The organism is Geobacillus thermodenitrificans subsp. thermodenitrificans DSM 465 (assembly GCF_000496575.1).
GTDB lineage: Bacteria > Bacillota > Bacilli > Bacillales > Anoxybacillaceae > Geobacillus > Geobacillus thermodenitrificans.
In genome coordinates, this window is the sequence record NZ_AYKT01000001.1 from 80654 (window position 1) to 102601 (window position 21948).

The window sequence follows — 21948 nt, forward strand, 5'->3', positions numbered from 1 at the left end:
TTTGAAATCATTTAATAATGGCTTAAAGTTCAACGGTGGGGAGTCATGGACGGCGATGTTACGGAATCCGACTGACTATTTGCTGATGGAACGAGAGAGCATTCGATATTTTTAAGCAAAACGAACGCATCACGGTTATGCTGTGGCGGAGCGTATGAAGGTTGGGTACACAATCCCTCAATTCAAAACCTTTTAGGAGTGAAGAAGAGGTAGTTGACTACAATATTTATAGATGTAATATGCAAAAAACCGTCTCACCTTGAAAACGAGGTGAGACGGTGTTCACAAGATGGTTATGATGCGATTTGCGCTACAATGGCGCCGTCGTTGACGTCGACGCGGATCGTGTGCACCGGTTGGTTCGCGTCAAGCAGGCAGTCAGCGATGTTGTCTTCGACATGTTCTTGAATGACGCGGCGGAGCGGACGGGCGCCGAAGGCTGGATGATAGCCGAGTTCGGCCAGTTTTTCTTTCGCCGCTTCGGTCACTTTGAGTTCGATGCCTTGTTCGCGCATCGCTGTTTTGACGTCATCGAGCATCAAGTCGACAATTTGAAGCAAATGCGCTTTTTCAAGCGGCTTGAACTCGATAATGGCGTCGAAGCGGTTTAAGAATTCCGGCTTGAAGTAGGCGCTCAGAGAGTCGAGAATGCTTGAAGCGCCACCGCTTTGTTTTTCAAAGCCGACGGTGATTTTTTTGTCGGTTACACCAGCGTTGCTTGTTGCGATGATGACTGTGTCTTTGAAGCTGACGGTGCGGCCTTGACTGTCGGTCAAGCGGCCGTCTTCTAAAATTTGCAGGAAGATGTGCTGAACATCCGGGTGCGCTTTTTCAATCTCGTCAAGCAAGATGATGCTGTATGGATTGCGGCGCACTTTCTCCGTCAGCTGGCCGGCTTCTTCAAAGCCGACATAGCCTGGCGGCGAGCCGATCAGTTTTGAGACCGAATGTTTTTCCATGTATTCACTCATATCAAGGCGTATCATGCTATCTTTTGTGCCGAACAGCTCCTCGGCGAGCGTTTTGGCAAGCTCCGTTTTCCCGACGCCGGTCGGACCGACGAACAAGAACGAACCGACTGGGCGGTGTTTCGCTTTCAAGCCGGCGCGGCTGCGACGAATCGCTTTGGCGACTTTTTTCACTGCTTCTGCTTGGCCGATCACTTTTTTCGCCAAATTGTCTTCAAGATGTTTCATTTTTTCTTTTTCATCAGCTTGCAGCTTGCCGACCGGGATGCCTGTTTTGTCAGCGATGATCCGCTCGATGTCGGCGACATCCACAACAGGGTGCTCTTGGGTGACGCCTTGTTCGAGTTGTTTCTCAAGCTTCAGCTCTTCATCGCGCAGTTTTGCCGCCAGTTCATAGTTTTCTTCTTTAGCTGCTTGATCCTTTTCTTTCGCGATTTGCATCAACCGCTCTTGCAATTGTTTCTCATCGGTCGGTCCGAGACGCAAGTTCGCTTTCGAGCCGGCTTCATCAAGCAAATCGATCGCCTTATCCGGGAGGAAGCGGTCTTGGATATAGCGGTGCGCAAGTTTGACGCACGCTTCGATCGCTTCATCCGTATAGCGGACATGATGGAATTGTTCGTATTTTGGCTGGATGCCTCTTAAGATGGCAATTGCTTCGTCAACGGTCGGCTCGTGGACGATGACCGGTTGGAAACGGCGCTCAAGGGCGGCGTCTTTTTCAATTTGCCGGTATTCTTTCAATGTTGTCGCCCCGACGACTTGCAGCTCACCACGGGCGAGCGCCGGCTTCAAAATGTTGCCGGCGTCCATCGACCCTTCGGCAGCGCCGGCACCGACGAGCAGATGAATTTCGTCGATGAACAAGATGATGTTTTTCCGCTCTTGCAGTTCGGCGATGAGCCGTTTCATCCGCTCTTCAAATTGACCGCGGATGCCGGTGTTGGCGACGAGCGATGCAACATCAAGCAAGTACACTTCTTTGTTCAACAGTTTTTCTGGCACTTGCCCTTCGGCAATCTTCAGAGCAAGCCCTTCGACGATGGCTGTTTTTCCGACGCCCGGCTCTCCGATCAAAACCGGGTTGTTTTTGTTGCGGCGGTTTAAAATTTCAATGACACGTGCGATTTCTTTGTCGCGGCCGATGACTGGGTCAATCAAGCCCGCCTTAGCCATTTGTGTCAAGTTGCGGCCGAATTGATCCAGAAATCCACCGCCGTGGCGCTGCGGACGTTTGACTGCTGTTTCTGGTCCGACTGCTTGAGCGTTGGCCGTCGCAAAGTGGTCGGTGAACCAGTCATCGAATGAAAACGGCGAAAAGCCGAAGTTTATCGGAATCGACAATTGTTGTTTTTGCTTTTCATAGCATGTATGGCAAAGATGAAGTTGTTTTTTCTCACCGTTCCATTGTAAGTTGACAAACACTGTTGCTTCCCGTTGTTGGCATGCTTGACAACGCATAAGGCATACCTCCTTTTTTATGGTTTGACTTTGACTTTCTTTGACTTTCTGGTTTTATTATACTTTGACCTTTTTTGACTTTCAAGTATTTTTTACAAAAAAATTGTTATCATGATGAAATGTTTTTGAAAAAATGGTGAATACTAATGTAGGTGCGATAAAACTATGATAAAGTGAAAAACAGAAAAAATATAGAAGGTGCTTGCGGTTGGCGCTTGCAGCGGGGGAGATGGGGAGACCTGTTTATACTATTTATAAAGCTATGAAAGAAGGAGAAGGATGAAAATGAGAAGACGTCTGTTTTTCGTGATGGTCGCGGTGCTTACCGCTGTCATCATCGCAGCTTGCTCGAACAACAACGAACAAGCGGAAACGCCGGCGATGCTTGAAGTGAAAATGGATGTGCCAGATCACATCGATGTGAACAAGCCGACGAAGCTCGCCTGTGTGGTGACATATGGCGGCGAAAAAGTCGAGGATGCAAGCGAAGTGAAATTTGAAGTATGGAAACATGGGAATGGCGATCGGGAAATGCTGGAAGCGAAGCATGATGGCAATGGGCGTTATTCGGTGACGAAAACGTTCACGGAAGCGGGAACGTTTTCTGTTGTTGCCCATGTGACAGCTCGTGACATGCATAATATGCCGAAACAAGATATCGTGGTTGGGAATCCGGAACAGGCCTCAGCTGCAGGGTCAAGCTCCGATGATCAAGTAAATAAGGAAGAAGGCCATCATCACGGCAGTGATGTTTCCATGTCATTATCTTCCCATTCGTTCGAAGCTGGAAAGCCGGTGACGTTAGGGGTTCGGATCACGAAAGATGGAAAGGCGCTCACGAACGCCACCGTTCGTTTTGAAATTTGGCAGGCGGAGAATAAGCACGAATTTATCGATGCGAGTGAAAAAGGAAATGGCGAATATGAGGCAGTGGCCACGTTTGCGAACAAAGGGACGTACTCGGTAAAAGTGCACGTCGAAGCAAGTGCACTGCATGAACATCAAGTGAAACAAGTGACCGTCAACTGATGAAGGATGCCAAAGAAAGGCATCCTTTTTTCTTCCCTTTCGTCTTTCTTGTCCACGTTAGACATATATATAGCAATAAACAGCGGACAAGAGAGAAGGAGAGGGCAGACAATGCATGGGAAGGAATGGTTGGAGGCTTGGCAAATCGCCGCTGTCTATATCGGTACGGTCATTGGTGCGGGGTTTGCGACCGGCCGGGAAATTATCGAATTTTTCACCCAATACGGAGCAGTAGGGACAGTCGGTGTAGCCGTGAGTGGCCTCTTGTTTACATGGGGCGGCATGCGCCTGATGGTGATGGCACGCCGTATCGGGGCGTCATCGTACGATGAACTGAACCGGTATTTATTCGGGAGGATGGTAAGTCCGTTCGTGACGCTTGTCATGACGGTCATGCTCGCTGGGGTGACGGCGGTGATGATCGCCGGAGCGGGGGCGGTGTTTGAAGAACAGCTTGGCTGGGCGCGGCAGACAGGTGTTGCGCTGACCCTCGTTTTGGCGTTTGTCATTATGTTATTTGACCGCAAAGGCCTATTTGGCATCAATGTGTTTGTGGTGCCGATGATCATGTTGTTCAGTGTGGTCGTCTTCATTAAGACGGTGATGGCCGGGGAGCTGTGCCGCCCGGACATGGTAGCGGCGGACTATTCTTTGAAGGCGGTATTGTCGCCGTTTTCGTATGCGGCGTTTAATTTGGCAATGGCTCAAGCTGTACTCGTCCCTGTCGCCTGTGAGGCAACAAACGAACGGGCGGTAAAGAGGGGGGCGCTTTTAGGCGGGATCGTGCTGACCGTTTTGTTGCTGCTGAATCATACGGTGCTGTTGTCGTTTCCGCACAAGAACGGGTATGATATTCCAATGGCAGAGGTCGTCCATACGTTTTTTGCCATTTTGTATTGGTTTTATGTTTTTGTCATTTACGGAGAAATTTTTACATCGATTATTGGCGGTCTATTCGGACTTGAACGGCAAGTGCGTATTTGGGTGCCGCTCCGCGGAAAATGGCTTGCCGTATTGCTTGTCTCACTATTTATGGCTGTGAGTCTGTTTCGCTACGGGGAGCTGCTGTCGTTTATTTATCCGCTATTTGGCTATATCAGTCTCGTCTTGTTATGGCTTCTTTGGCGACGGCAGCTGCCGCGTCAATAAATAAGCCCTTTCGTCTCCGGCGATTCCCTGTTTCAGGGGGGGAGGTGAAAGGGCTTCAATTTTTTAGCAACGCTCTTTTTGAAAAAAGAGATTGGCGTGTTGATTGGAAAATCTCTCATCAACGCAACGTCATGGGCGAAAGCGGGCGATCATCGTTTCCAAATCGCGCGACGCCGCAGTGTTTCCGCTGTTTCCATCACTTTTTTCAATGCCTGTCTCGCCCGTCGTCGTTTCGCCAGCTCACTCATTTATGGATTCTCCTTTTAGAATATTCCGTCTAATCAATGAGGAATGTGGGGAATGCATAAAAATGTTCTCACATTGGAAGACTATGCCGTAAACGGAAAGGCGAGGGGATAGCCGTGAGCTTTTTATCATTTTTCAAAAAGAAAAAGCGTCCGTCACAGCTAACAATGCCGCAATTATGGGAAAAGCTCCGGCGATCCAGTGATTTTGTCGAAGTGTCGTTTGTGGTTGGACGCAAGGAGCTATCGGTTTACTATTTTGATTCGCTCGTAGACCCGAAAGTGCTGCAGGAAAATATTCTTTGTCATCTGCAAAATGATCTTTCTCGCCGTCCGGATGTTCAGTTGGAAAATTTACAGCAAATCGTTCCGATTCAACGCATTGAAGTGAGCGAGGATGCGGCGGCGATCGAGGAAAAAGTACTGAAAGGGTTTGTTGTCGTCAGCTTTCGAGAACAGCCGGGCAAGGCGGCGCTCATCAGTGCGGCGAACGAAAATCTAGGGCTGCGGGAAAACAACGATACGGAAAACGAATTTAGCGTCGTCGGACCGAAAGTCGGGTTTGTCGAAAATATCGGCACGAACTTGCATCTTCTCCGCCGACAAATCGTAACGCCGAATCTTGTGTTTCGTGAAATGATGATCGGCTCGGTGTCAAAAACGAAAGTTGTGATTGCCTATATTGACGGCGTGGCGAACCCGGAAACGATCCGAACGATGACACAGCGAATTGAAGCCATTGATTTTGACGTTGTGTTTGATAATGCGATCATCGATCAGATCATCGCCGATAATTCAAAGACGCCATTTCCGCTCTTCCTCTCCACCGAGCGAATCGACCGAGCTGTTTATGCGCTCGTATCAGGACAAGTCGCGGTGTTTTGCGACGGTTCACCGTATGCGATCATCGGCCCGTCCACGTTTTTTGATTTCTTTACTTCGCCGGAAGACTATTCTTTGCCGTGGGTGCTCGGCTCATTTTTCCGGCTTATCCGCTTTTTCGGTGTTATGTTTTCCATCTTGGCATCACCGGTTTATATCGCGGTATTGACGTACCATTATGAAATGATTCCGGAAGACTTGCTTGGTCCGATCATTTATTCGCGCTCGAACGTTCCGTTTCCGCCAGTGCTTGAAGTATTGTTTTTGGAGATTACGATTGAGCTGCTGCGCGAGGCAGGGGCGCGTCTGCCGACGAAAGTCGCACAGACGCTCGGTATCGTCGGCGGGATTGTTATCGGGCAGGCGACGGTGGATGCCGGGCTGGCGAGCACGATTTTGCTCATTGTCGTCGCTTTAGCGGCGCTCGCCTCGTTTACGACGCCAATTTTTAAAATGTCAAATTCGATTCGGTTTATCCGATTCCCGTTTATTTTGTTTGCCGCATGTTGGGGAGGGATCGGAATCGCCTTCGCCGTCTGCGGACTGCTTATTCATTTAGGTCGGCTTCAGTCGCTTGGTTATCCATACTTAGTGCCGTTTTATCCGTTGCGCGTGCGCAACTTCCGCGATACGTTCGTCCGCTCGCCATACAGTATGACAGCGGAGCGGCCGACGTTTTTCCGCCCGCAGTCGCGGTTTCGCTATGACCCGGAAAATGCTAAGCAAAAGCGCGATATTGATGAGTAAGGTGTGATGGGGATGAAACGTTGGCTCGCATGTTTGCTAGGGTTGCTGTTGCTTGGCGGCTGTGCGAAATCGCGGCCGATCGATCAAATTCAAATTATCCAACAGATGGGCTATGATTTTAAGGATGATCAATATATCGGCACCGCCGTCTACCCGACGTTTAAACAAGGGCCGATGACGAAACCGAATATGTTGACGACTTCATCACCCACCGTCTACGATTTAATCCCACGCTTGTCGGCGAAATCGGCGCTGCCGATCGAAGAAGGGCAGCTGCGGCTCATTTTATTCGGAAAGCAGTTTGCCGAACGGGGGATCGAACAAATTACTCATAGTCTTGCGCGCAATAACAAAGTTGGCAGTCATTTGTTCCTTGGTGTAGCGGAAGGAAGTGCGAAGGAGCTGTTAGACATTACGGCAAAAACGACATTGAGCGATACGTTGTATTTACCGAATCTCATTAAGCAAAATGAACAGTCAATGAACTTGCCAAAGACGAACTTACACTTGTTTTTGTACCGATATTTTTCTCCGGGAAGCGATCCGTTTTTACCCTATTTTGAAAAAAAGGGCGGGTTCGTCAAGTTAGAAGGAGTGGCGTTGTTTCGTGATGGCCGATATGTCGGACATGTGGATTTGCGGGATTCTTTTTTGATGAAAATTTTGTTAGGGGAAACGAAAAACGGCGTCTATCAGCTAAAGGTTGGGGAGCGTGGCAAACAAGGTGAAGATCGAGTGATGTTGCAAAATTTATGGGCGAAACCGACTTATAAATGGAGGCGGGATGGAGACCGTCATGTGCTGGATGTATTTGTTCACATTCATGCTTCGGTAAGAGATTATCCGTCATGGCTTGATGAACCGGGAGCCAATTTGTTTACCGATGTAAAAAAGAAAATGGAAAAAGAATTGGAACAAGATATGCGTCGGCTGTTTCACTATTTTCAGGAAAAACGCATTGATCCGATGGGCATCGGCGACTTTGTGCGCAGCGTCACGAGACGGTGGGATCGCGAATCGTTTTATCGTGAATATCCAGATTTAGATATTCGTCCACACGTGACGGTGGACATTATCCATACAGGAATTGGTGAATAAAACGGGGATCATGAGGAGGGATAACGATGAAACAAACGCTCGATGAACGATTTCTCATCTCCCCGTTTCTTGTTTTTTTTATCGTTCATGCAACCCAAGTCGGTGTCGGGATGCTTGGTTTTCAGCGGCCACTAATGGAAGATGCGGGGCAAGATGCTTGGATGGCTGTATTATTGGCTGGATTGGCTACGCACGTGCTCATTTGGCTGATGTATCGTCTGCTTGCCTATTCCCCATCCGGCGGCGATATTGTATCGCTTCATAAGCATTATTTCGGGCGTTGGTTCGGCGGGGTGTTAAGCATCGGTTTGTTGGCTTATTACGCCCTAGCAGCGTTTACGGTGCTTCAATCATATATTGAAATTATTAAAGTATGGATGTTCCCGCTGATGGGCGCATGGCAGTTCAGCCTCATTTTTTTAATGTTGACGTATTACGTCATTTCCGGCGGTTTTCGTGTCGTCGCTGGCCTATGCTTTTGGGGAGTTGTCATCCCGCTGGCGACGATATTTCCGATGATGGCTTTTGCGTTCGAATATGCACAATATCGGAACTTATTGCCGGTGTTGGACCATTCGCCCACACAAATCTTAAAAGCTGTCAACGATATGGCGTTTCAATATTTAGGGTTTGAAGTGCTGCTTATGTATTACCCATTTTTAAAAAATGCCCCGTCATCGCAAAAGTGGGCGCATGCTTCCAACGTATTGACAATATTCCTTTATTTGGTCGTCATACTTATCTCCATCATTTTTTACAACAAAGAACAGATCGCTCATATTACATGGCCGACGTTGACGCTTGCCAAAATTCCGGAAGTGCCATTTATTGAACGGATGGAATATATCGTCATTTCGATTTATGTGCTTGTGGTGTTTCCGAACCTTGTCGTCGCTGTTTGGGCGATGGCGCGCGTGGTCAAACAGCTGTTTTCCATCAGACAGCGCCGGTCATTGCCGGTGTTGATCGCCTGCTTGTTTATCGGGACGTTGTTTTTTGAAGAGAAAAGCGATATCGAACGGTTCATACAATGGACGTCTAAAAGCGGGCTTTTCCTCATAGGGGTTTATATTCCACTTCTGTACGTGTATGTATGGGTAGTGGAAAAAGTGAAAAAATCTCTACAACAAAAGCAGTAGTTATGTTATAGTAAAAAAGGAAACAGAAGAATACAATTCCGTACGCTCGTACGGGAGAGGTTTCTAGCAAAACCCTCTATAAAAAACTAGGGACGGCTGTATCCTAGGGGTATGGCCTTTTTTGTTTTGGAAACCTCTTCTTCTGTCGATTCAGAAGGAGGTTAGTCAAGATGAAAATGAATGAAGAAAAGGCGGTCGTCGTCTTTAGCGGCGGCCAAGACAGTACGACGTGTTTGTTTTGGGCAAAAAAGCAGTTTGCGGAAGTCGAAGCGGTGACGTTTGATTATGGCCAACGCCATCGCCGAGAAATCGAAGTCGCCGCATCGATTGCCGATGAGCTTGGTGTCCGCCACACGGTGCTTGATATGTCGCTTCTTGGACAGTTGGCGCCAAATGCCCTAACACGCGGCGAGATCGCTATTGAACAAAAGGAAGGCGAGCTGCCGACAACGTTTGTGGATGGGCGCAATTTATTGTTTTTATCGTTCGCTGCGGTGCTTGCTAAGCAACGAGGGGCTCGCCATATTGTTACCGGTGTATGTGAAACGGATTTTAGCGGCTATCCGGATTGCCGCGACATCTTTATCAAATCGCTGAATGTGACACTGAATTTGGCGATGGATTATCCGTTTGTCATTCATACACCGCTCATGTGGTTGACGAAAGCGGAAACGTGGAAACTAGCTGATGAGCTTGGGGCGCTTGAATTCGTCCGAACGAAGACGCTGACGTGCTATAACGGCGTGATCGCCGATGGCTGCGGCGAATGCCCGGCGTGCGTGTTGCGCAAGCGCGGGTTGGAGGAGTATTTGCAGGAAAAAGCGGGGGTGAAGGCGCGATGATCTATCAGCTCTACCCGCAGGTGGCCCATCCGTACCGTTATGAGCTGAACAAAGATATGCACATCGCTGCTGCTCATTTTATCCCGCACGAAGCGGCTGGGAGCTGCGCCAATGTGCACGGGCATACGTACGTCGTCAATGTGACGGTTGCCGGCGACGAGCTGGATGAGAGCGGCTTTTTAGTCAATTTCCAAATGTTAAAGAAGCTTATCCATGGAAAATTGGATCACACGCTGCTCAATGATCATACCGATTGGTTTGACCGCCATGACCCGAACCGGTTTCCAACGACGGAAGTGGTAGCGCGCACGATTTATGAAACGATTCAACGTTATTTAGATACGCTGCCGCATAAACCGAAATGTTTACAAGTATTTGTCCGTGAAACACCGACCAGTTATGTCATTTACCGCCCGAAAGTGGGGGAACGGTAGTGGCTCGTACGATTCCGGTATTAGAGATTTTCGGGCCGACGATCCAAGGAGAAGGGATGGTAATCGGCCAAAAGACGATGTTCGTCCGCACCGCCGGCTGCGATTACCGCTGCCGTTGGTGTGATTCAGCCTTCACGTGGGACGGGTCGGCGAAAGAAGAGATCGAACAGCTGACGGCAGAAGATATTTGGCAGCGGCTTGAAGCCATTGGCGGTCGTCGCTTCCGCCATGTGACGATTTCAGGCGGCAACCCGCTTCTGCTCGCCGCTCTTGGTGAGCTCGTTGCGCTCCTTCATGAAAAAGGGGTACAAGTGGCGGTCGAGACGCAAGGGAGCCGCTGGCAAGATTGGTTGCTTGACGTTGACGATGTCACCATTTCCCCGAAGCCGCCAAGTTCGGGGATGGATACCGACTGGGCGATGCTCGATTCCATCATCAGGAAGCTGCTGGCTGATCAAAATCGGACGCGGCGTGTTAGTCTGAAAGTTGTCGTCTTCGATGAAGCGGATTTGGCGTATGCGAAAGAAGTGCATCGCCGTTACCCGGGAGTTCCATTTTATTTGCAGACCGGCAACGCCGATGTCGAGGCGCTCGATACGAATGCGCTTCGCATGAAGCTCTTTGACCAGCTTGATTGGCTAGTGGAACGGGTGGCTCAATCAGATGAGCTGAATGACGTTCATGTGTTGCCGCAGCTGCACACGCTTCTTTGGGGAACGAAGCGCGGTGTCTAAAGCCGCACGCTGGTCCATCACGAAATGATAAAGAAGGAGGAATGACCAATGAATGGAAGGAAAGATGAAGAATTAAAAGACTTGACGCTGCTTGGCAATCAAGGGACAACGTATTCGTTTACATACGATCCCAATCTTCTTGAAGTGTTTGACAACAAACATCCTGACCGGGATTATTTCGTGAAGTTCAATTGTCCGGAGTTTACGAGTCTATGTCCAAAAACTCGCCAACCGGACTTTGCGACGATTTACATTAGTTATATTCCGGACAAAAAATGCGTCGAAAGCAAGTCGCTGAAACTTTATTTGTTTAGTTTCCGCAACCATGGCGATTTTCACGAAGACTGTGTCAACATCATTATGAACGATTTAATCAACGTGATGGAACCGCGCTACATTGAAGTATGGGGCAAATTCACCCCGCGCGGCGGCATTTCGATCGACCCGTATTGCAACTGGGGACGCCCGGGGACGAAATACGAAAAAATGGCCGAGTATCGGCTGCTCAACCATGACCTATACCCAGAAAAAATCGATAACCGCTAAAGCCGGCAAAAAATGAGGTGGTTTTTTCGCCAAAACTCATATATAATGGACAATGAATTTTTGCTTGGAGGTTTTGGCGTTGGAGCGAAGAACAGCTCTTTTGCTTGGAGCGAGCGGTTTGGTGGGCGGCGAACTGCTGGCGTTACTGTTGCAATCGGATTTATACCGGCAAGTGACTATTTTCGTTCGCACCCCGCTGCCGTTGGAACATGAAAAGCTGCAGCAAGTTGTTGTCGATTTTGCGCGGCTTGAGTCGTATGAACGGTATTTTAATGTTGACGATGTGTTTTGCTGTCTCGGAACGACGCGTAAAAAGGCGAAAACAAGGCAGCAATTCATTCAAGTCGACTATGAATATACACTGCGCGCCGCGGCGTTGGCGGAAAAATGCCGGGCGAAAAGTTTTTTGACCGTCTCTTCGATCGGCGCCAACCCGTGTTCGCCGTTTTTTTATCAGCGCGTCAAAGGGGAAACGGAAGAGGCGTTGCAGCGGCTGTCCATTCCGTCGCTCCATATTTTCCGCCCGTCGCTGCTTGTCGGCAAGCGCCGGGAGTTCCGCCTCGGCGAGACGCTCGCCGGATGGCTGTTATGCCGGCTGCCGTTTTTGTTTGTCGGCAAGTGGAAAAAATATAAGCCGGTCGATGCCAGCCAGCTTGCGTTGGCCATGTTTTACCGGGCGGCATCGGCAGCAAACGGCGTCCATATATATGAATGCGATGAATTAGCCCGCATTTCATAATAAAAAGAGGCTCATAGCAGCCTCTTTTTTATTCGATGATCTTGTAGTTTTTATGATTGACGACTGTCCGTTCTTGCAAATCAAGCTCACGGTAGTTTTCCATATATGTCAAATCCACGATGACCGAGTTTTCGTTCACTTTTTCCACAATGCCGCGTAATCCATTTTTAAATTCAATAATATCTCCGACTTTCGCTTTTTTTATCATCATCATCATTCTCCTTTTAAACAAATAGTGGTGAACCCAATGGATTGCCAACCGAGCCGACCGGCACGCCTGCCATTGTCAGCAGCGTTAGCCCCCTGAGAGACTCGGTGCTTTTCTACTAGTTTGCCCTATTTTTATGCACAAGTAAAGCCTTTTCTTTCCTAAAATTTAATATTTTTAAAAAAACAAGGGGCGAAGTCACCCCTTGTTTTTGTTTACTTAGCGAACACATGGTTGCCGATGACAACAGTCACCGGGCGGGAGCGCAGCCAGTTGCTTTTCGCCGTTTTCGGATTATAGAAATAGAGCGAGCCGTTTCCTAAACCGCGAAAAGCAAGTGCTTCTTCAACGGCGCGATACGCCTCGTGGTCAGCTGGTTTGTTGATCGTTCCGTTTGCCACGGGCGTGAAGGCATAATGGCCGCCAGAGCGCTCATAAATGACTTCGCGAATCGAATTTGGAAAATCAGGATGATCGACGCGGTTGAGCACGACCGTCGCCACAGCCACCTTCCCAGCATATGGTTCTCCCTTCGCTTCGGCATGAACGAGACGGGCAAGCAAATCTTTTTCCGCCGCTGTAATGCTAGTAGTATTCGGGATAACAAGTTTTTCGCCAGGATATAGTAAATCGCCTTTGCGATTTGTTTGTTTCAATTGTTTCAGTGGCACACCATATTGTTTCGCAATGTTCCAAAGCGTATCGCCGCGTTTGACCGTATGGACCGTTGCGGCATCGGCGTGGCCGGCAAAGAAAAACGTTCCACACAATATCGCGAGCACCCATGCCTTTCCTCTTTTCATCCTCATCCCTCCTCTCGTAAACTCGGTACTAGAGTAACAAGGATGGCGCTGTTGTTCATTATCTAAATGATGGAAAAAAGCGTGAAACATTGATACAACTAGTTTCATAGAAAGAGTGGAAAATTCTTCGCCAAAAGAAAGATCCGGCCTTCAGGAACAGAAAGCCGGATGTTGATCAATGAAAACAAACAAGTCAGCTGCGCGGGGTGTCCATGTAATGGTAGAGAACGTGGCCGCCGCGCTGGGCGATACCGCGAAAATGTTTAAAATCAGGCTGTTCGATGAGCACAGCTCGAAACGTAAGGAAGTCCTCTTTCTTTACTAACAGCTCAGCAATGACACCGTTGCGCAACTCGGCGATTTGTTTGGCTGCTAGTGCTTTGTCCATCACATCCCCCCAAGCATTCACTGAATCTTGTTGTCCATATTCATCATAGCGCAAATCATCTTGTGGGATAAATACCTATATTTTTGCCGGGCAAACACCCTTTACTTGTTCCGACATACAATATGGATGGGTACGCGCCCCGATAATCTGAGCAAGAAAGGGAGAGGACAATGAGTCAATGGGATTCGTATAATGATCCGTTTCTGAACGACTCCAGTCATGGCGATGAGGCTGAACGGATCGACAATAATATGCCGCCGATGGCGCCAATGCCAACTGGAGCGATGCCAACAGGGGTGATGCCGATGGCATATTATCCACCGGTCGTGCCGCACGGGTATTGGTGTCCGCCGATGACGCTGCCGGCACCACTTGTCAGCCCGGCCCACCTTGATCACAAGGATGAGTTTGACAGCCCTGATATGATGCCTCCGGCGCCGCCGCTTCACTTAGGAACGATGCCCAATGTAGCTCCGGCTTCCGTCTCGCCGATGGGTGAGAACGAAAATGTCCCGCCGCTGTCACTTGGTGGCGCTGCTGCTCCGTACGATATGGTTGCTCCGTATATGGGGGCGGAACCGAATGTCGCCGGTATGACATCTGAAGCCGTTCCGAATGTGATGCCAAGCATGACACCGGGTGTTTTGCCTAGCATGATGCCAGGTCACGCTCCGTGTGTACCAATGTGCCATCCACCAGTCGCATCGATGCCGTACGCCCCGGTCGTGCCACATGGCGGCTATTGTGGCACACCGCAGCCAGGGATGGCTCCGTATATGCCCGGTTTCCCAATGCCGTACGGCCCATATCGGTAAGCCGCTAAAAAGACCGCTTGACCGCGGTCTTTTTTTATGGAAAATCGCTTTTCCACCTAGATTGTCGGGTGCCACCGCTAGAAAAAAGTCTCCCATTGCTTTGCTTTCGTTACAAACTTTGCATCAACGGTTCGAATCCCCCAACGCTCTTATATGGCATCCATATATTTCCGTTACTGTTGGTGGTATAATAAAGAGGCCATTTTCGTGTGAAACGAAGAAAGAATATTAGAACATGCTAAAGAGGAGAGAAAGGGGAATGGACAAAATGGTCAGAGAACGGAAAACGGTAATTGTCACCGGCGGAGCGAACGGAATCGGCAAGGCGATTGCGGAGATGTTCGCAAAACAGGGAGCGAATGTTGTGATTGCGGACGTTGATGCGAAAAATGGGGAAGCGATCGTTGAGCGGCTGCGAGCCGACGGACGGAATGCTGTATTTGTGGAGGCAGACGTGCGGAATGAGGCTGACATTAAGCGATTGATAGAGGAAGCTGCCCGCCGCTTTGGCCGCATCGATAATTTAATCAACAATGCGGGCGTCTCGCGTTGGAAATCGCCGTACGAGTTGACCGTGGATGAGTGGGATGACGTGCTGGCAACGAATTTGCGCAGCGCCTTTTTGGCTTCCCGTGAAGCGGCAAAATATATGCGACGCAATCCTAAAGGTGGGGCGATCGTCAACATCGCCTCGACAAGAGCACTTATGTCCGAGCCGAATTCGGAGGCGTACGCGGCATCCAAAGGCGGCCTCATCGCTCTCACCCATGCGTTGGCCGTGTCGCTTTCCGACGATCGCATTCGTGTCAACTGCATCAGCCCTGGCTGGATTGAAACGGGCGATTACGCGAAATTGCGGGATGTTGACCATCGACAACACCCGGCCGGCCGCGTCGGCAAGCCAGACGATATCGCTCGCGCCTGCCTTTATTTATGTGATGAAGAAAACGATTTTATTACCGGAGTAAACCTCGTCATCGATGGAGGGATGACGAGGAAAATGATTTATATTGAGTAGGCGTTGGGCGTTTGCTAAAATAAATAAAATGGAGACGGCTTATTAGCAAAAAGGTGGGGATGGAACGATGAAAATCCGTAAAACGCCGCTAGTTGACGGACAAGCTCCGGCTCATGTATATATTTATGAAAACCGAAAAGAGGAATATATCGTTCTAGCCATTCCGGCGCTCGAGTGGTCATTTTCGTTCTCCTATGAGGAGGAAGCGGAGGCAGTGGCACAGCGGCTTGAGATATCGCTACAAAAACAGCTCGGCCATGAACGCGCCGTCATGTTGGCCGACCGGTTGCTCGGATGGGCGCGAGAGATGTAGACCAGCGGATGGCGCGGCCGCCACTGACTTTGTATGTTAGGGGTTCGATGACAAAGTGTTAAACAAATCAAAAGTCATGGCAATTTACGTTACAGGTAGTGTTTTATGGCTAACTGTCACCGACGCCCTGCTCAATGTGCTGACGGTCAGCCGCGGCGTGTACGTTGCGCTTAGCGCCGCCAAAGGGACGGTCTTTATTTTTCTGTCGGTCGTGTTCTTATATCAGCTGCTAAAAAAACACGAACAGCTTGTGAAAGTGGAAGAAAATGAACAGCAGTTGTTGAAGCTCATTAACTCGATGCCCGACTTTGTTTGTTTTAAAGACAGCGAAGGGCGGTGGCTGCGCGTCAATGATTTCGGTCGGCGGCTTTACCATCTCGAGCATATTGATTATGTCGGAAAAACGGATCGCGAGCTTGGCGAACTCGTACCCTTTTTCAAAGATGCGTTTGAGCAGTGTATCGAATCGGATCGCGAGGCGTGGGAAATCGGGACGTTGACGCGCCGCGAGGAGTCGCTCGAGACGCCGGATGGGGAACTGAAGACATTTGATGTCATTAAAGTGCCGCTGTTTGAAGAAAACGGTGCGCGAAAAGGATTGTTAACGATCGGGCGAGACATTACCCAACAAAAGCGCACCGAGGAGTTGCTGCTGAAAAAAGAGAAGCTGTCGGTGCTCGGAGAGCTAGCAGCTGGCATTGCTCATGAAATTCGCAATCCGCTTACCTCACTAAAAGGCTTTATGCAAGTGATGCAAGAAACGCGTGAAGTGAATGATGACCACGTGCGCATTATGCTGAGTGAGCTTGGCCGCGTCAACCAAATCGTCAGCGAGCTGCTTGTGCTGGCTAAGCCGCAAAGTCCTGATTACCGGCCGTTTTTGTTGGAAGAGGCCATTTCCTATGTTATTAACCTCATCGGTCATGAGGCGACATTAAATAACGTTTCCATTTCCGTTCGTAACAACGCGCCAAAAGCTTGCGTGTATGGCGACCAAAACCAAATTGTTCAAGTGCTTTTAAACGTTATGAAAAACGCTATTGAAGCAATGCCGAATGGAGGAAACTTGCATGTCCATGTTTCTGAAGCTGAAAGTCTGATCCGTTTGGACATTGCTGACACTGGCATCGGCATTTCGAAAGAGCGGTTGCAAAAAATCGGTGAGCCATTTTTTACTTTGAAAGAAAAAGGAATGGGGCTTGGACTGACAACAAGCATGAAAATTGTCCAAGAACATAAAGGGACAATGCAGATTGAAAGTGAAGTTGGAAAAGGAACGGTCGTCCACTTGACGTTTCCGTCCGGGTGTGCGTTTGTAGACGCGAATGACTAGCAGAAGATGACATCCTAGAAACAGGCGTTCCCAAATGGTGTGGGAACGCCTGCTTTGCTATTGCTCCACCCACGTCGACAAGGTCTCGATGGGCAACCGGATTGAATGGTGGGCAGGGGCAGCCGCCTTGCCGATCGTGATAAGCAACGTCGGCACATAGCGGTTTGAAATGTGAAACTCCTCTTTGAGCCGTTCGGGGTTAAATCCGCCGATCGGACATGTCGCCCAGCCTTTCGCCGTTGCCGCCAGCATGAGCTGCATTGCGGCGAAGGCGGTGTTTTGAAACGCAGCGTCACGGGCGTATTGCTCGTTGGCATACGCTGTCTCAATTTGCTTAGCGAGCTGCTGCTTTACCTCTTCGGTCATCGTCCCTTCGCGAACGAGTGGGTCATAAACGGCATCTGTATTCTGGTTCGCCTCCAAATCACCAAGCACAACGATCACAGCAGAGGCATCAACGATTTGTTGTTGGCCATAAGCGATCGGTTGCAACCGTCGTTGTGCCTCTTTGCCGTGGATGACGAGAAAGTGCCATGGCTGCAAATTCCAAGCAGACGGTGCTTTCGCGGCAGCCGTGAGAATGGCACGCAGCTCATCTTTGCTGATCGTCGCGTTGGCGTCATATTGACGGACGGATTTTCGTTCCTCAATGACAGCAAACAAGTCTTTCATGATTGGCGTCATACCAACTGTCATGATCATTCCCCCTTTTTGTGAGGTATGCAAGGGTGTCCCGCTGTTTTTCGGTCATCTCACTGTCGTTACGAGCGGTTTTTCTTTGCTTGCTTCGCCGTATCGATGCTGTCTTTTGCCATTTCTGCTTCCGCCTTCGAGACAGTCGGATTGGCTACTTCTTGGCTTACTTTATTTTGTCTTCCTTTTTTGGACATGCATGTTCCTCCTTTCGTTCAAGTGATTTCCGCCGACTGTACACCCGTAAGATGTTGTTTAATTCACAGCTATGTTTGGTCGGGATTTGATGGCGGGCCCGATCGATGAACACGACGTCAGCATGCGGTACATAACGGCGGAACATGGCGATATAGGGATGGATGTAATAGTCGCGTGCGCCATAAATAAGCAACAAGGGGGCTTGAAGGGAAGACAGCTGCTTCGTGCAACAGTAGACAAGTCCGGCACGGTATGCGGTGTCTAAATCCCGTTTGTTAGCCCGCCGAACGTACTGCTTGAGCAGCTTCCGTTCGTGTCGGCTTGTTGCATGTCCGATGGCGAGTACCGAGGAGATTAAAGATAAGGCACCTAGTTTGGCGGCTGAAATGCCAAGCAAAAACTCGCCGTACAAAAGTGGAGTGCACACTTCAGGAAACCCACCGATTAAAATGACCTGTTCGACGTACTGTGGATAGCGAAGCGCGAAATCAAGTGCGATTGATCCGCCATTCGAATAGCCGCAAATGATGGCACGCTCGATGCCAAGGAAGCGGAGCAATACGGAGACGTCGTCTGCAAGCAGCGGGACGGTAATCGGCACGTCTGATGGGCTGCTTCTCCCATTCCCGCGCATATCGCACAAAATAAGGCGAAAATGGCGGGCAAGCGGCTCCTGTTGGCGAAAAATGACGTGTCCCAGCCCCGGAGGGTGGATAAATAAAAGCGGCGGTCCTTCCCCTTTTTCCTCATAATAAAGGCGGACGCGCTCATTAATGGAAACGTATGGCATATCAATCCCCCTCTCTTGGCACTCTATAGTATGGAAAGAAGGGCGTCGTCCCATCCAAAAAAACGCCATCTTTTTTTCGTTGAGCGGCGGGGTGTTTCCGGTTTATAATTAGTCGCGTAATGAATAACGGGCCATTGCCGCGGAAAGGAGGGAGCTTGATGGAACAGTCGTTTCGTGTAGAAAAAGCGCTCAATAACAATGTGTTAATCGCTTCCCATCCAGCGTATGGCGAAGTCGTCTTGCTTGGTAAAGGGATCGGCTTCGGCAAAAAAAAGGGGGACGAAATTGCTGAGAGCACTGTAGAAAAATGCTTTGTTCTCAAAAATGAACGTGAACAAGAGCAATACAAAAAACTGCTCCCTGAACTGAGCGAAGAGTTTATCGCCCTCATGAATGAGGTGATTCAACATATTAAGCAGCGTGTCGGCGTGCCATTAAACGAGCACATTCACGTTGCACTGACCGATCATATCGCGTTTACACTAAAGCGACTTGAACAAGGATTAGACGTCAAAAATCCGTTTTTGGTCGAGACGAAAAGTTTGTATCCGCTTGAGTACGAAATCGCGGCTGAAGTCGCCGAGCTGATTGGGGATAAGCTCGGGGTCGCACTGCCGGAAGGAGAAGTGGGCTTCATCACCCTCCATATTCATAGCGCTATTTCAAAACAAAGCTTGGCAGAAGCTAATCAATATTCCCAGCTCATCGCTAAGCTTGTCGAGATTGTCGAACAGCAGCTTGGCGTCGACATCGATCGTGAGAGTATCCACTATTTGCGTTTCGTTCGCCATTTGCGCTACGCGATCGATCGGCTGAAAAAAGGAGAAAAAGTCGAAGAACCAAAAAATTTGTCGAAAATCTTGAAAGAGGCTTACCCGCTATGCTATAATCTAGCATGGAAGTTAGTTAAAGTCATGCAGCAAACGCTTCAACTGCCGGCTGACGACGCCGAGGCAGTCTATTTGACGCTGCATTTGCAGCGGCTGGCGGAAAAAAAGAGTGGCACAACAATATAACATTGTCTCGCTTTACGTGTTACTGATTCGATCAGGCATGAGTAAAGAGAGCGAAACAGGACGGCAACGACCGGAATTTTGTATTCAGGTTGTTGTAAGCGTTCTTTTTGTCTCTCTTTATTCATGCCTTTTTTATTGCCACTGGTTGTCCGAAAAATGATCGCCCGTCTATTTTTCAGTACATGAATCTGCCGTTTGCTGCAAAACTTAAGAAAAGGAAGTTGAAGGAGGTCGTAAGGATGAAACAAGCGTTTGGCACGCTGCAAAGGGTCGGGAAAGCGCTTATGCTCCCGGTGGCGATCCTGCCGGCAGCAGGGATTTTGTTAGCCATCGGTAACGCTTTGAAAAACCCAGCGCTCACCGACAAAATTCCGGCGTTAAAAGCCGACTGGGTTGTGTTAATCTCAAACGTTATGGAACAGGCGGGCGGCATTGTTTTCTCTAACTTGTCGCTCTTGTTTGCCGTCGGTGTAGCGATCGGTCTCGCCGGCGGGGAAGGGGTCGCCGGATTAGCGGCGATCATCGGCTACTTAATTATGAACGTCACAATGAGCGTTGTTTTAAATGTGAACGCCGATATGGTTGGTAACGACCCATCATTTGCCAACATTCTCGGCATTCCGACGCTGCAAACGGGCGTCTTCGGCGGGATTATCGTCGGGATTTTGGCCGCTTATATGTACAATAAATACTTTAACATCGAACTGCCGCAATATCTCGGCTTTTTCGCCGGCAAACGATTCGTGCCGATTGTGACAGCGGCTTCTGCCGTCGTGCTTGGCATTATCATGACGTTTATCTGGCCGCCGATTCAGCACGGATTAAATGCGTTCTCGCACAATATGATTGATGCAAACAAAACGGTTGCCGCATTTATTTTCGGTGTTATCGAACGTGCGTTGATCCCGTTTGGACTCCACCATATTTTTTATTCGCCGTTTTGGTTTGAGTTTGGCGAATATGTAAATAAGGCTGGTCAAATTATACGCGGCGACCAAAAAATCTTTTTCGAGCAGCTGAAAGACGGAGTGGAGCTGACGGCTGGCACGTTTATGACCGGGAAGTTTCCATTCATGATGTTTGGCCTTCCGGCTGCAGCCCTCGCTATTTATCATGAAGCGCGCCCGGAAAACAAAAAAATCGTCGCTGGTATCATGGGCTCAGCAGCGCTGACATCGTTTTTAACTGGGATTACTGAACCGATCGAGTTTTCGTTTTTGTTCGTCGCTCCGGCGCTGTTTGCCATCCATTGCGTTTTTGCCGGGCTATCGTTTATGATCATGCACTTGTTGAACATCAAAATCGGGATGACGTTCTCTGGCGGGGTCATCGACTTCCTGCTGTTCGGTGTTCTGCCGAATCGGACGGCGTGGTGGCTCGTCATTCCGATTGGATTAGCGTTTGCAGTCATTTATTACTTCGGGTTCCGTTTTGCCATTCGCAAATGGAACTTGGCGACGCCAGGACGTGAAAAAACGGGCGATGAAACGCCAAAAGCTGAAGCGGCCACTGGTGATTTGCCGTATGAAGTGCTTGCCGCTCTTGGCGGAAAGGAAAACATCGAACATTTGGATGCATGTATTACGCGCTTACGCGTATCGGTCCGTGACATCGGCCAAGTCAATAAAGACCGGCTGAAAGAGCTCGGCGCTGCTGGTGTGCTCGAAGTCGGCAACAACGTGCAAGCGATCTTCGGCCCGAAATCGGATATCTTAAAAGGACAAATTCATGATATTATGCAAGGAAAAGTGCCGACAAAAGTGAAAGAAGAGCCGAAGGAAGAGACGCCAGCTACGACTCAGGCGGAAGCGATCGCTTCGCCGCTCGCTGGGGAAATCGTCCCGCTTGCTGATGTACCTGACCAAGTATTTTCGCAAAAAATGATGGGCGATGGTTTCGCCGTCATGCCAACGGATGGCACAGTCGTCTCCCCTGTCGATGGGAACATCATCAACGTGTTTCCGACGAAGCACGCCATTGGCATCAAGTCGGCTGGAGGACATGAAATTTTAATTCACTTCGGCATCGATACGGTGAAACTGAATGGTGAAGGATTTGAAGCGCTCGTCAAAGAAGGCGATGAAGTGAAAAAAGGACAGCCGATTTTGCGTGTTGATCTCGATTATGTGAAAAATAACGCACCATCCATCGTTACACCGGTGATTTTCACGAACTTGCAAGCTGGTCAGGCGGTGCACATCAAAAAGCAAGGCGCAGTCTCCCAAGGTGAAGACGGCGTCGTTGAAATCGGCTAAACCGCTTGTTAATCGTTGGTGCGGGGGGACAAGCATTTTCCGTTGCCTCCCCGCCCGTGTATTTGATATGATGACAAAGAAAAAAATAGTGAAGAAGGGGATTGA

The 21948-nt window shown here is 49.3% G+C and carries 23 protein-coding genes; 16 read left to right on the forward strand and 7 right to left on the reverse strand.

Annotated elements, in window-relative coordinates; translation table 11 throughout:
* Nucleotides 1-293: 293 nt before the first annotated feature.
* Nucleotides 294-2429: an ATP-dependent Clp protease ATP-binding subunit gene (locus DSM465_RS0100425; RefSeq protein ID WP_029760370.1), complete on the reverse strand. Its 2136-nt coding sequence runs from the start codon at nucleotides 2427-2429 to the stop codon at nucleotides 294-296.
* A gap of 285 nt (nucleotides 2430-2714) precedes the next feature.
* Here DSM465_RS0100425 and DSM465_RS0100430 point away from each other — a divergent pair, with 285 nt between their 5' ends.
* From DSM465_RS0100430 to DSM465_RS0100480, 10 genes are all read left to right on the forward strand, one after another.
* Nucleotides 2715-3458 (forward strand): FixH family protein, encoded by a 744-nt coding sequence (locus DSM465_RS0100430; RefSeq protein ID WP_029760371.1) that lies wholly within the window; start codon nucleotides 2715-2717, stop codon nucleotides 3456-3458.
* 111 nt (nucleotides 3459-3569) lie between these two features.
* Nucleotides 3570-4607 (forward strand): YkvI family membrane protein, encoded by a 1038-nt coding sequence (locus tag DSM465_RS0100435; RefSeq protein WP_029760372.1) that lies wholly within the window; start codon nucleotides 3570-3572, stop codon nucleotides 4605-4607.
* Between the two features lie 413 nt (nucleotides 4608-5020).
* On the forward strand, nucleotides 5021-6481 hold the full coding sequence (locus tag DSM465_RS0100445; protein WP_174375696.1) for a spore germination protein: 1461 nt from the start codon (nucleotides 5021-5023) through the stop codon (nucleotides 6479-6481).
* A gap of 12 nt (nucleotides 6482-6493) precedes the next feature.
* On the forward strand, nucleotides 6494-7579 hold the full coding sequence (locus DSM465_RS0100450; protein WP_029760374.1) for a Ger(x)C family spore germination protein: 1086 nt from the start codon (nucleotides 6494-6496) through the stop codon (nucleotides 7577-7579).
* 26 nt (nucleotides 7580-7605) lie between these two features.
* Nucleotides 7606-8718: a GerAB/ArcD/ProY family transporter gene (locus DSM465_RS0100455; RefSeq protein ID WP_008878814.1), complete on the forward strand. Its 1113-nt coding sequence runs from the start codon at nucleotides 7606-7608 to the stop codon at nucleotides 8716-8718.
* Between the two features lie 170 nt (nucleotides 8719-8888).
* Nucleotides 8889-9560 (forward strand): 7-cyano-7-deazaguanine synthase QueC, encoded by a 672-nt coding sequence (queC, locus tag DSM465_RS0100460; protein WP_011887050.1) that lies wholly within the window; start codon nucleotides 8889-8891, stop codon nucleotides 9558-9560.
* A complete protein-coding gene (queD, locus tag DSM465_RS0100465; RefSeq protein WP_008878812.1) occupies nucleotides 9557-9994 on the forward strand; it encodes a 6-carboxytetrahydropterin synthase QueD in 438 nt (145 codons plus the stop codon). Before queC ends, queD begins: the two co-directional genes overlap by 4 nt.
* The gene (queE, locus tag DSM465_RS0100470; RefSeq protein ID WP_008878811.1) at nucleotides 9994-10728 is read left to right on the forward strand and encodes a 7-carboxy-7-deazaguanine synthase QueE; all 735 of its coding nucleotides are present in this window, start codon (nucleotides 9994-9996) and stop codon (nucleotides 10726-10728) included. The genes queD and queE overlap by 1 nt, the downstream gene beginning before the upstream one ends.
* 48 nt (nucleotides 10729-10776) lie before the next feature.
* Nucleotides 10777-11274: a preQ(1) synthase gene (queF, locus tag DSM465_RS0100475; RefSeq protein WP_008878810.1), complete on the forward strand. Its 498-nt coding sequence runs from the start codon at nucleotides 10777-10779 to the stop codon at nucleotides 11272-11274.
* 52 nt (nucleotides 11275-11326) lie between these two features.
* Nucleotides 11327-12013, forward strand: a complete 687-nt coding sequence (locus DSM465_RS0100480; RefSeq protein WP_029760375.1) for an oxidoreductase — start codon at nucleotides 11327-11329, stop codon at nucleotides 12011-12013.
* A gap of 28 nt (nucleotides 12014-12041) precedes the next feature.
* Here DSM465_RS0100480 and DSM465_RS0100485 read toward each other — a convergent pair whose 3' ends face one another.
* The 3 genes from DSM465_RS0100485 to DSM465_RS0100495 all read right to left on the reverse strand — a co-directional run bounded on the left by DSM465_RS0100485 (nucleotide 12042) and on the right by DSM465_RS0100495 (nucleotide 13412).
* On the reverse strand, nucleotides 12042-12221 hold the full coding sequence (locus tag DSM465_RS0100485) for a YkvS family protein (protein ID WP_013145942.1): 180 nt from the start codon (nucleotides 12219-12221) through the stop codon (nucleotides 12042-12044).
* A 215-nt stretch (nucleotides 12222-12436) separates the two neighbouring features.
* Nucleotides 12437-13024, reverse strand: coding sequence for a cell wall hydrolase (locus DSM465_RS0100490; protein WP_029760376.1), 588 nt, complete (start codon nucleotides 13022-13024; stop codon nucleotides 12437-12439).
* A gap of 193 nt (nucleotides 13025-13217) precedes the next feature.
* The gene (locus DSM465_RS0100495; protein WP_008878806.1) at nucleotides 13218-13412 is read right to left on the reverse strand and encodes a hypothetical protein; all 195 of its coding nucleotides are present in this window, start codon (nucleotides 13410-13412) and stop codon (nucleotides 13218-13220) included.
* Nucleotides 13413-13582: 170 nt separating this feature from the next.
* On the opposite strand from DSM465_RS0100495, the gene DSM465_RS0100500 reads away from it, so the two are divergent.
* The 4 genes from DSM465_RS0100500 (at nucleotide 13583) to DSM465_RS0100515 (ending at nucleotide 16891) form a co-directional block, all read left to right on the forward strand.
* Complete coding sequence (locus DSM465_RS0100500) at nucleotides 13583-14227, forward strand: hypothetical protein (protein ID WP_029760377.1); 645 nt, start codon at nucleotides 13583-13585, stop codon at nucleotides 14225-14227.
* A gap of 268 nt (nucleotides 14228-14495) precedes the next feature.
* Nucleotides 14496-15245 carry an SDR family NAD(P)-dependent oxidoreductase gene (locus tag DSM465_RS0100505; RefSeq protein ID WP_029760378.1) on the forward strand — a complete coding sequence of 250 codons (750 nt, stop codon included), beginning with the start codon at nucleotides 14496-14498 and terminating at the stop codon, nucleotides 15243-15245.
* 67 nt (nucleotides 15246-15312) lie between these two features.
* Nucleotides 15313-15558 (forward strand): YueH family protein, encoded by a 246-nt coding sequence (locus DSM465_RS0100510; RefSeq protein ID WP_008878803.1) that lies wholly within the window; start codon nucleotides 15313-15315, stop codon nucleotides 15556-15558.
* A gap of 55 nt (nucleotides 15559-15613) precedes the next feature.
* Entirely contained in the window at nucleotides 15614-16891 is a 1278-nt protein-coding gene (locus tag DSM465_RS0100515; RefSeq protein WP_029760379.1) for an ATP-binding protein, read from the forward strand.
* Between the two features lie 57 nt (nucleotides 16892-16948).
* On the opposite strand, the gene DSM465_RS0100520 is transcribed toward DSM465_RS0100515, so the two are convergent.
* From DSM465_RS0100520 to DSM465_RS0100530, 3 genes are all read right to left on the reverse strand, one after another.
* The gene (locus DSM465_RS0100520) at nucleotides 16949-17587 is read right to left on the reverse strand and encodes a nitroreductase family protein (RefSeq protein ID WP_008878801.1); all 639 of its coding nucleotides are present in this window, start codon (nucleotides 17585-17587) and stop codon (nucleotides 16949-16951) included.
* A 65-nt stretch (nucleotides 17588-17652) separates the two neighbouring features.
* Nucleotides 17653-17781, reverse strand: coding sequence for a hypothetical protein (locus tag DSM465_RS20035; protein WP_008878800.1), 129 nt, complete (start codon nucleotides 17779-17781; stop codon nucleotides 17653-17655).
* Nucleotides 17751-18572 carry an alpha/beta fold hydrolase gene (locus DSM465_RS0100530; RefSeq protein ID WP_008878799.1) on the reverse strand — a complete coding sequence of 274 codons (822 nt, stop codon included), beginning with the start codon at nucleotides 18570-18572 and terminating at the stop codon, nucleotides 17751-17753. Before DSM465_RS0100530 ends, DSM465_RS20035 begins: the two co-directional genes overlap by 31 nt.
* Nucleotides 18573-18730: 158 nt before the next feature.
* Between DSM465_RS0100530 and glcT the strand changes: the two genes are divergently transcribed.
* Together glcT and ptsG are read left to right on the forward strand one after the other, a co-directional pair.
* On the forward strand, nucleotides 18731-19588 hold the full coding sequence (gene glcT / locus DSM465_RS0100535; protein WP_008878798.1) for a glucose PTS transporter transcription antiterminator GlcT: 858 nt from the start codon (nucleotides 18731-18733) through the stop codon (nucleotides 19586-19588).
* 239 nt (nucleotides 19589-19827) lie between these two features.
* Nucleotides 19828-21843, forward strand: coding sequence for a glucose-specific PTS transporter subunit IIBC (gene ptsG, locus DSM465_RS0100540; protein WP_029760380.1), 2016 nt, complete (start codon nucleotides 19828-19830; stop codon nucleotides 21841-21843).
* Nucleotides 21844-21948 lie beyond the last annotated feature (105 nt).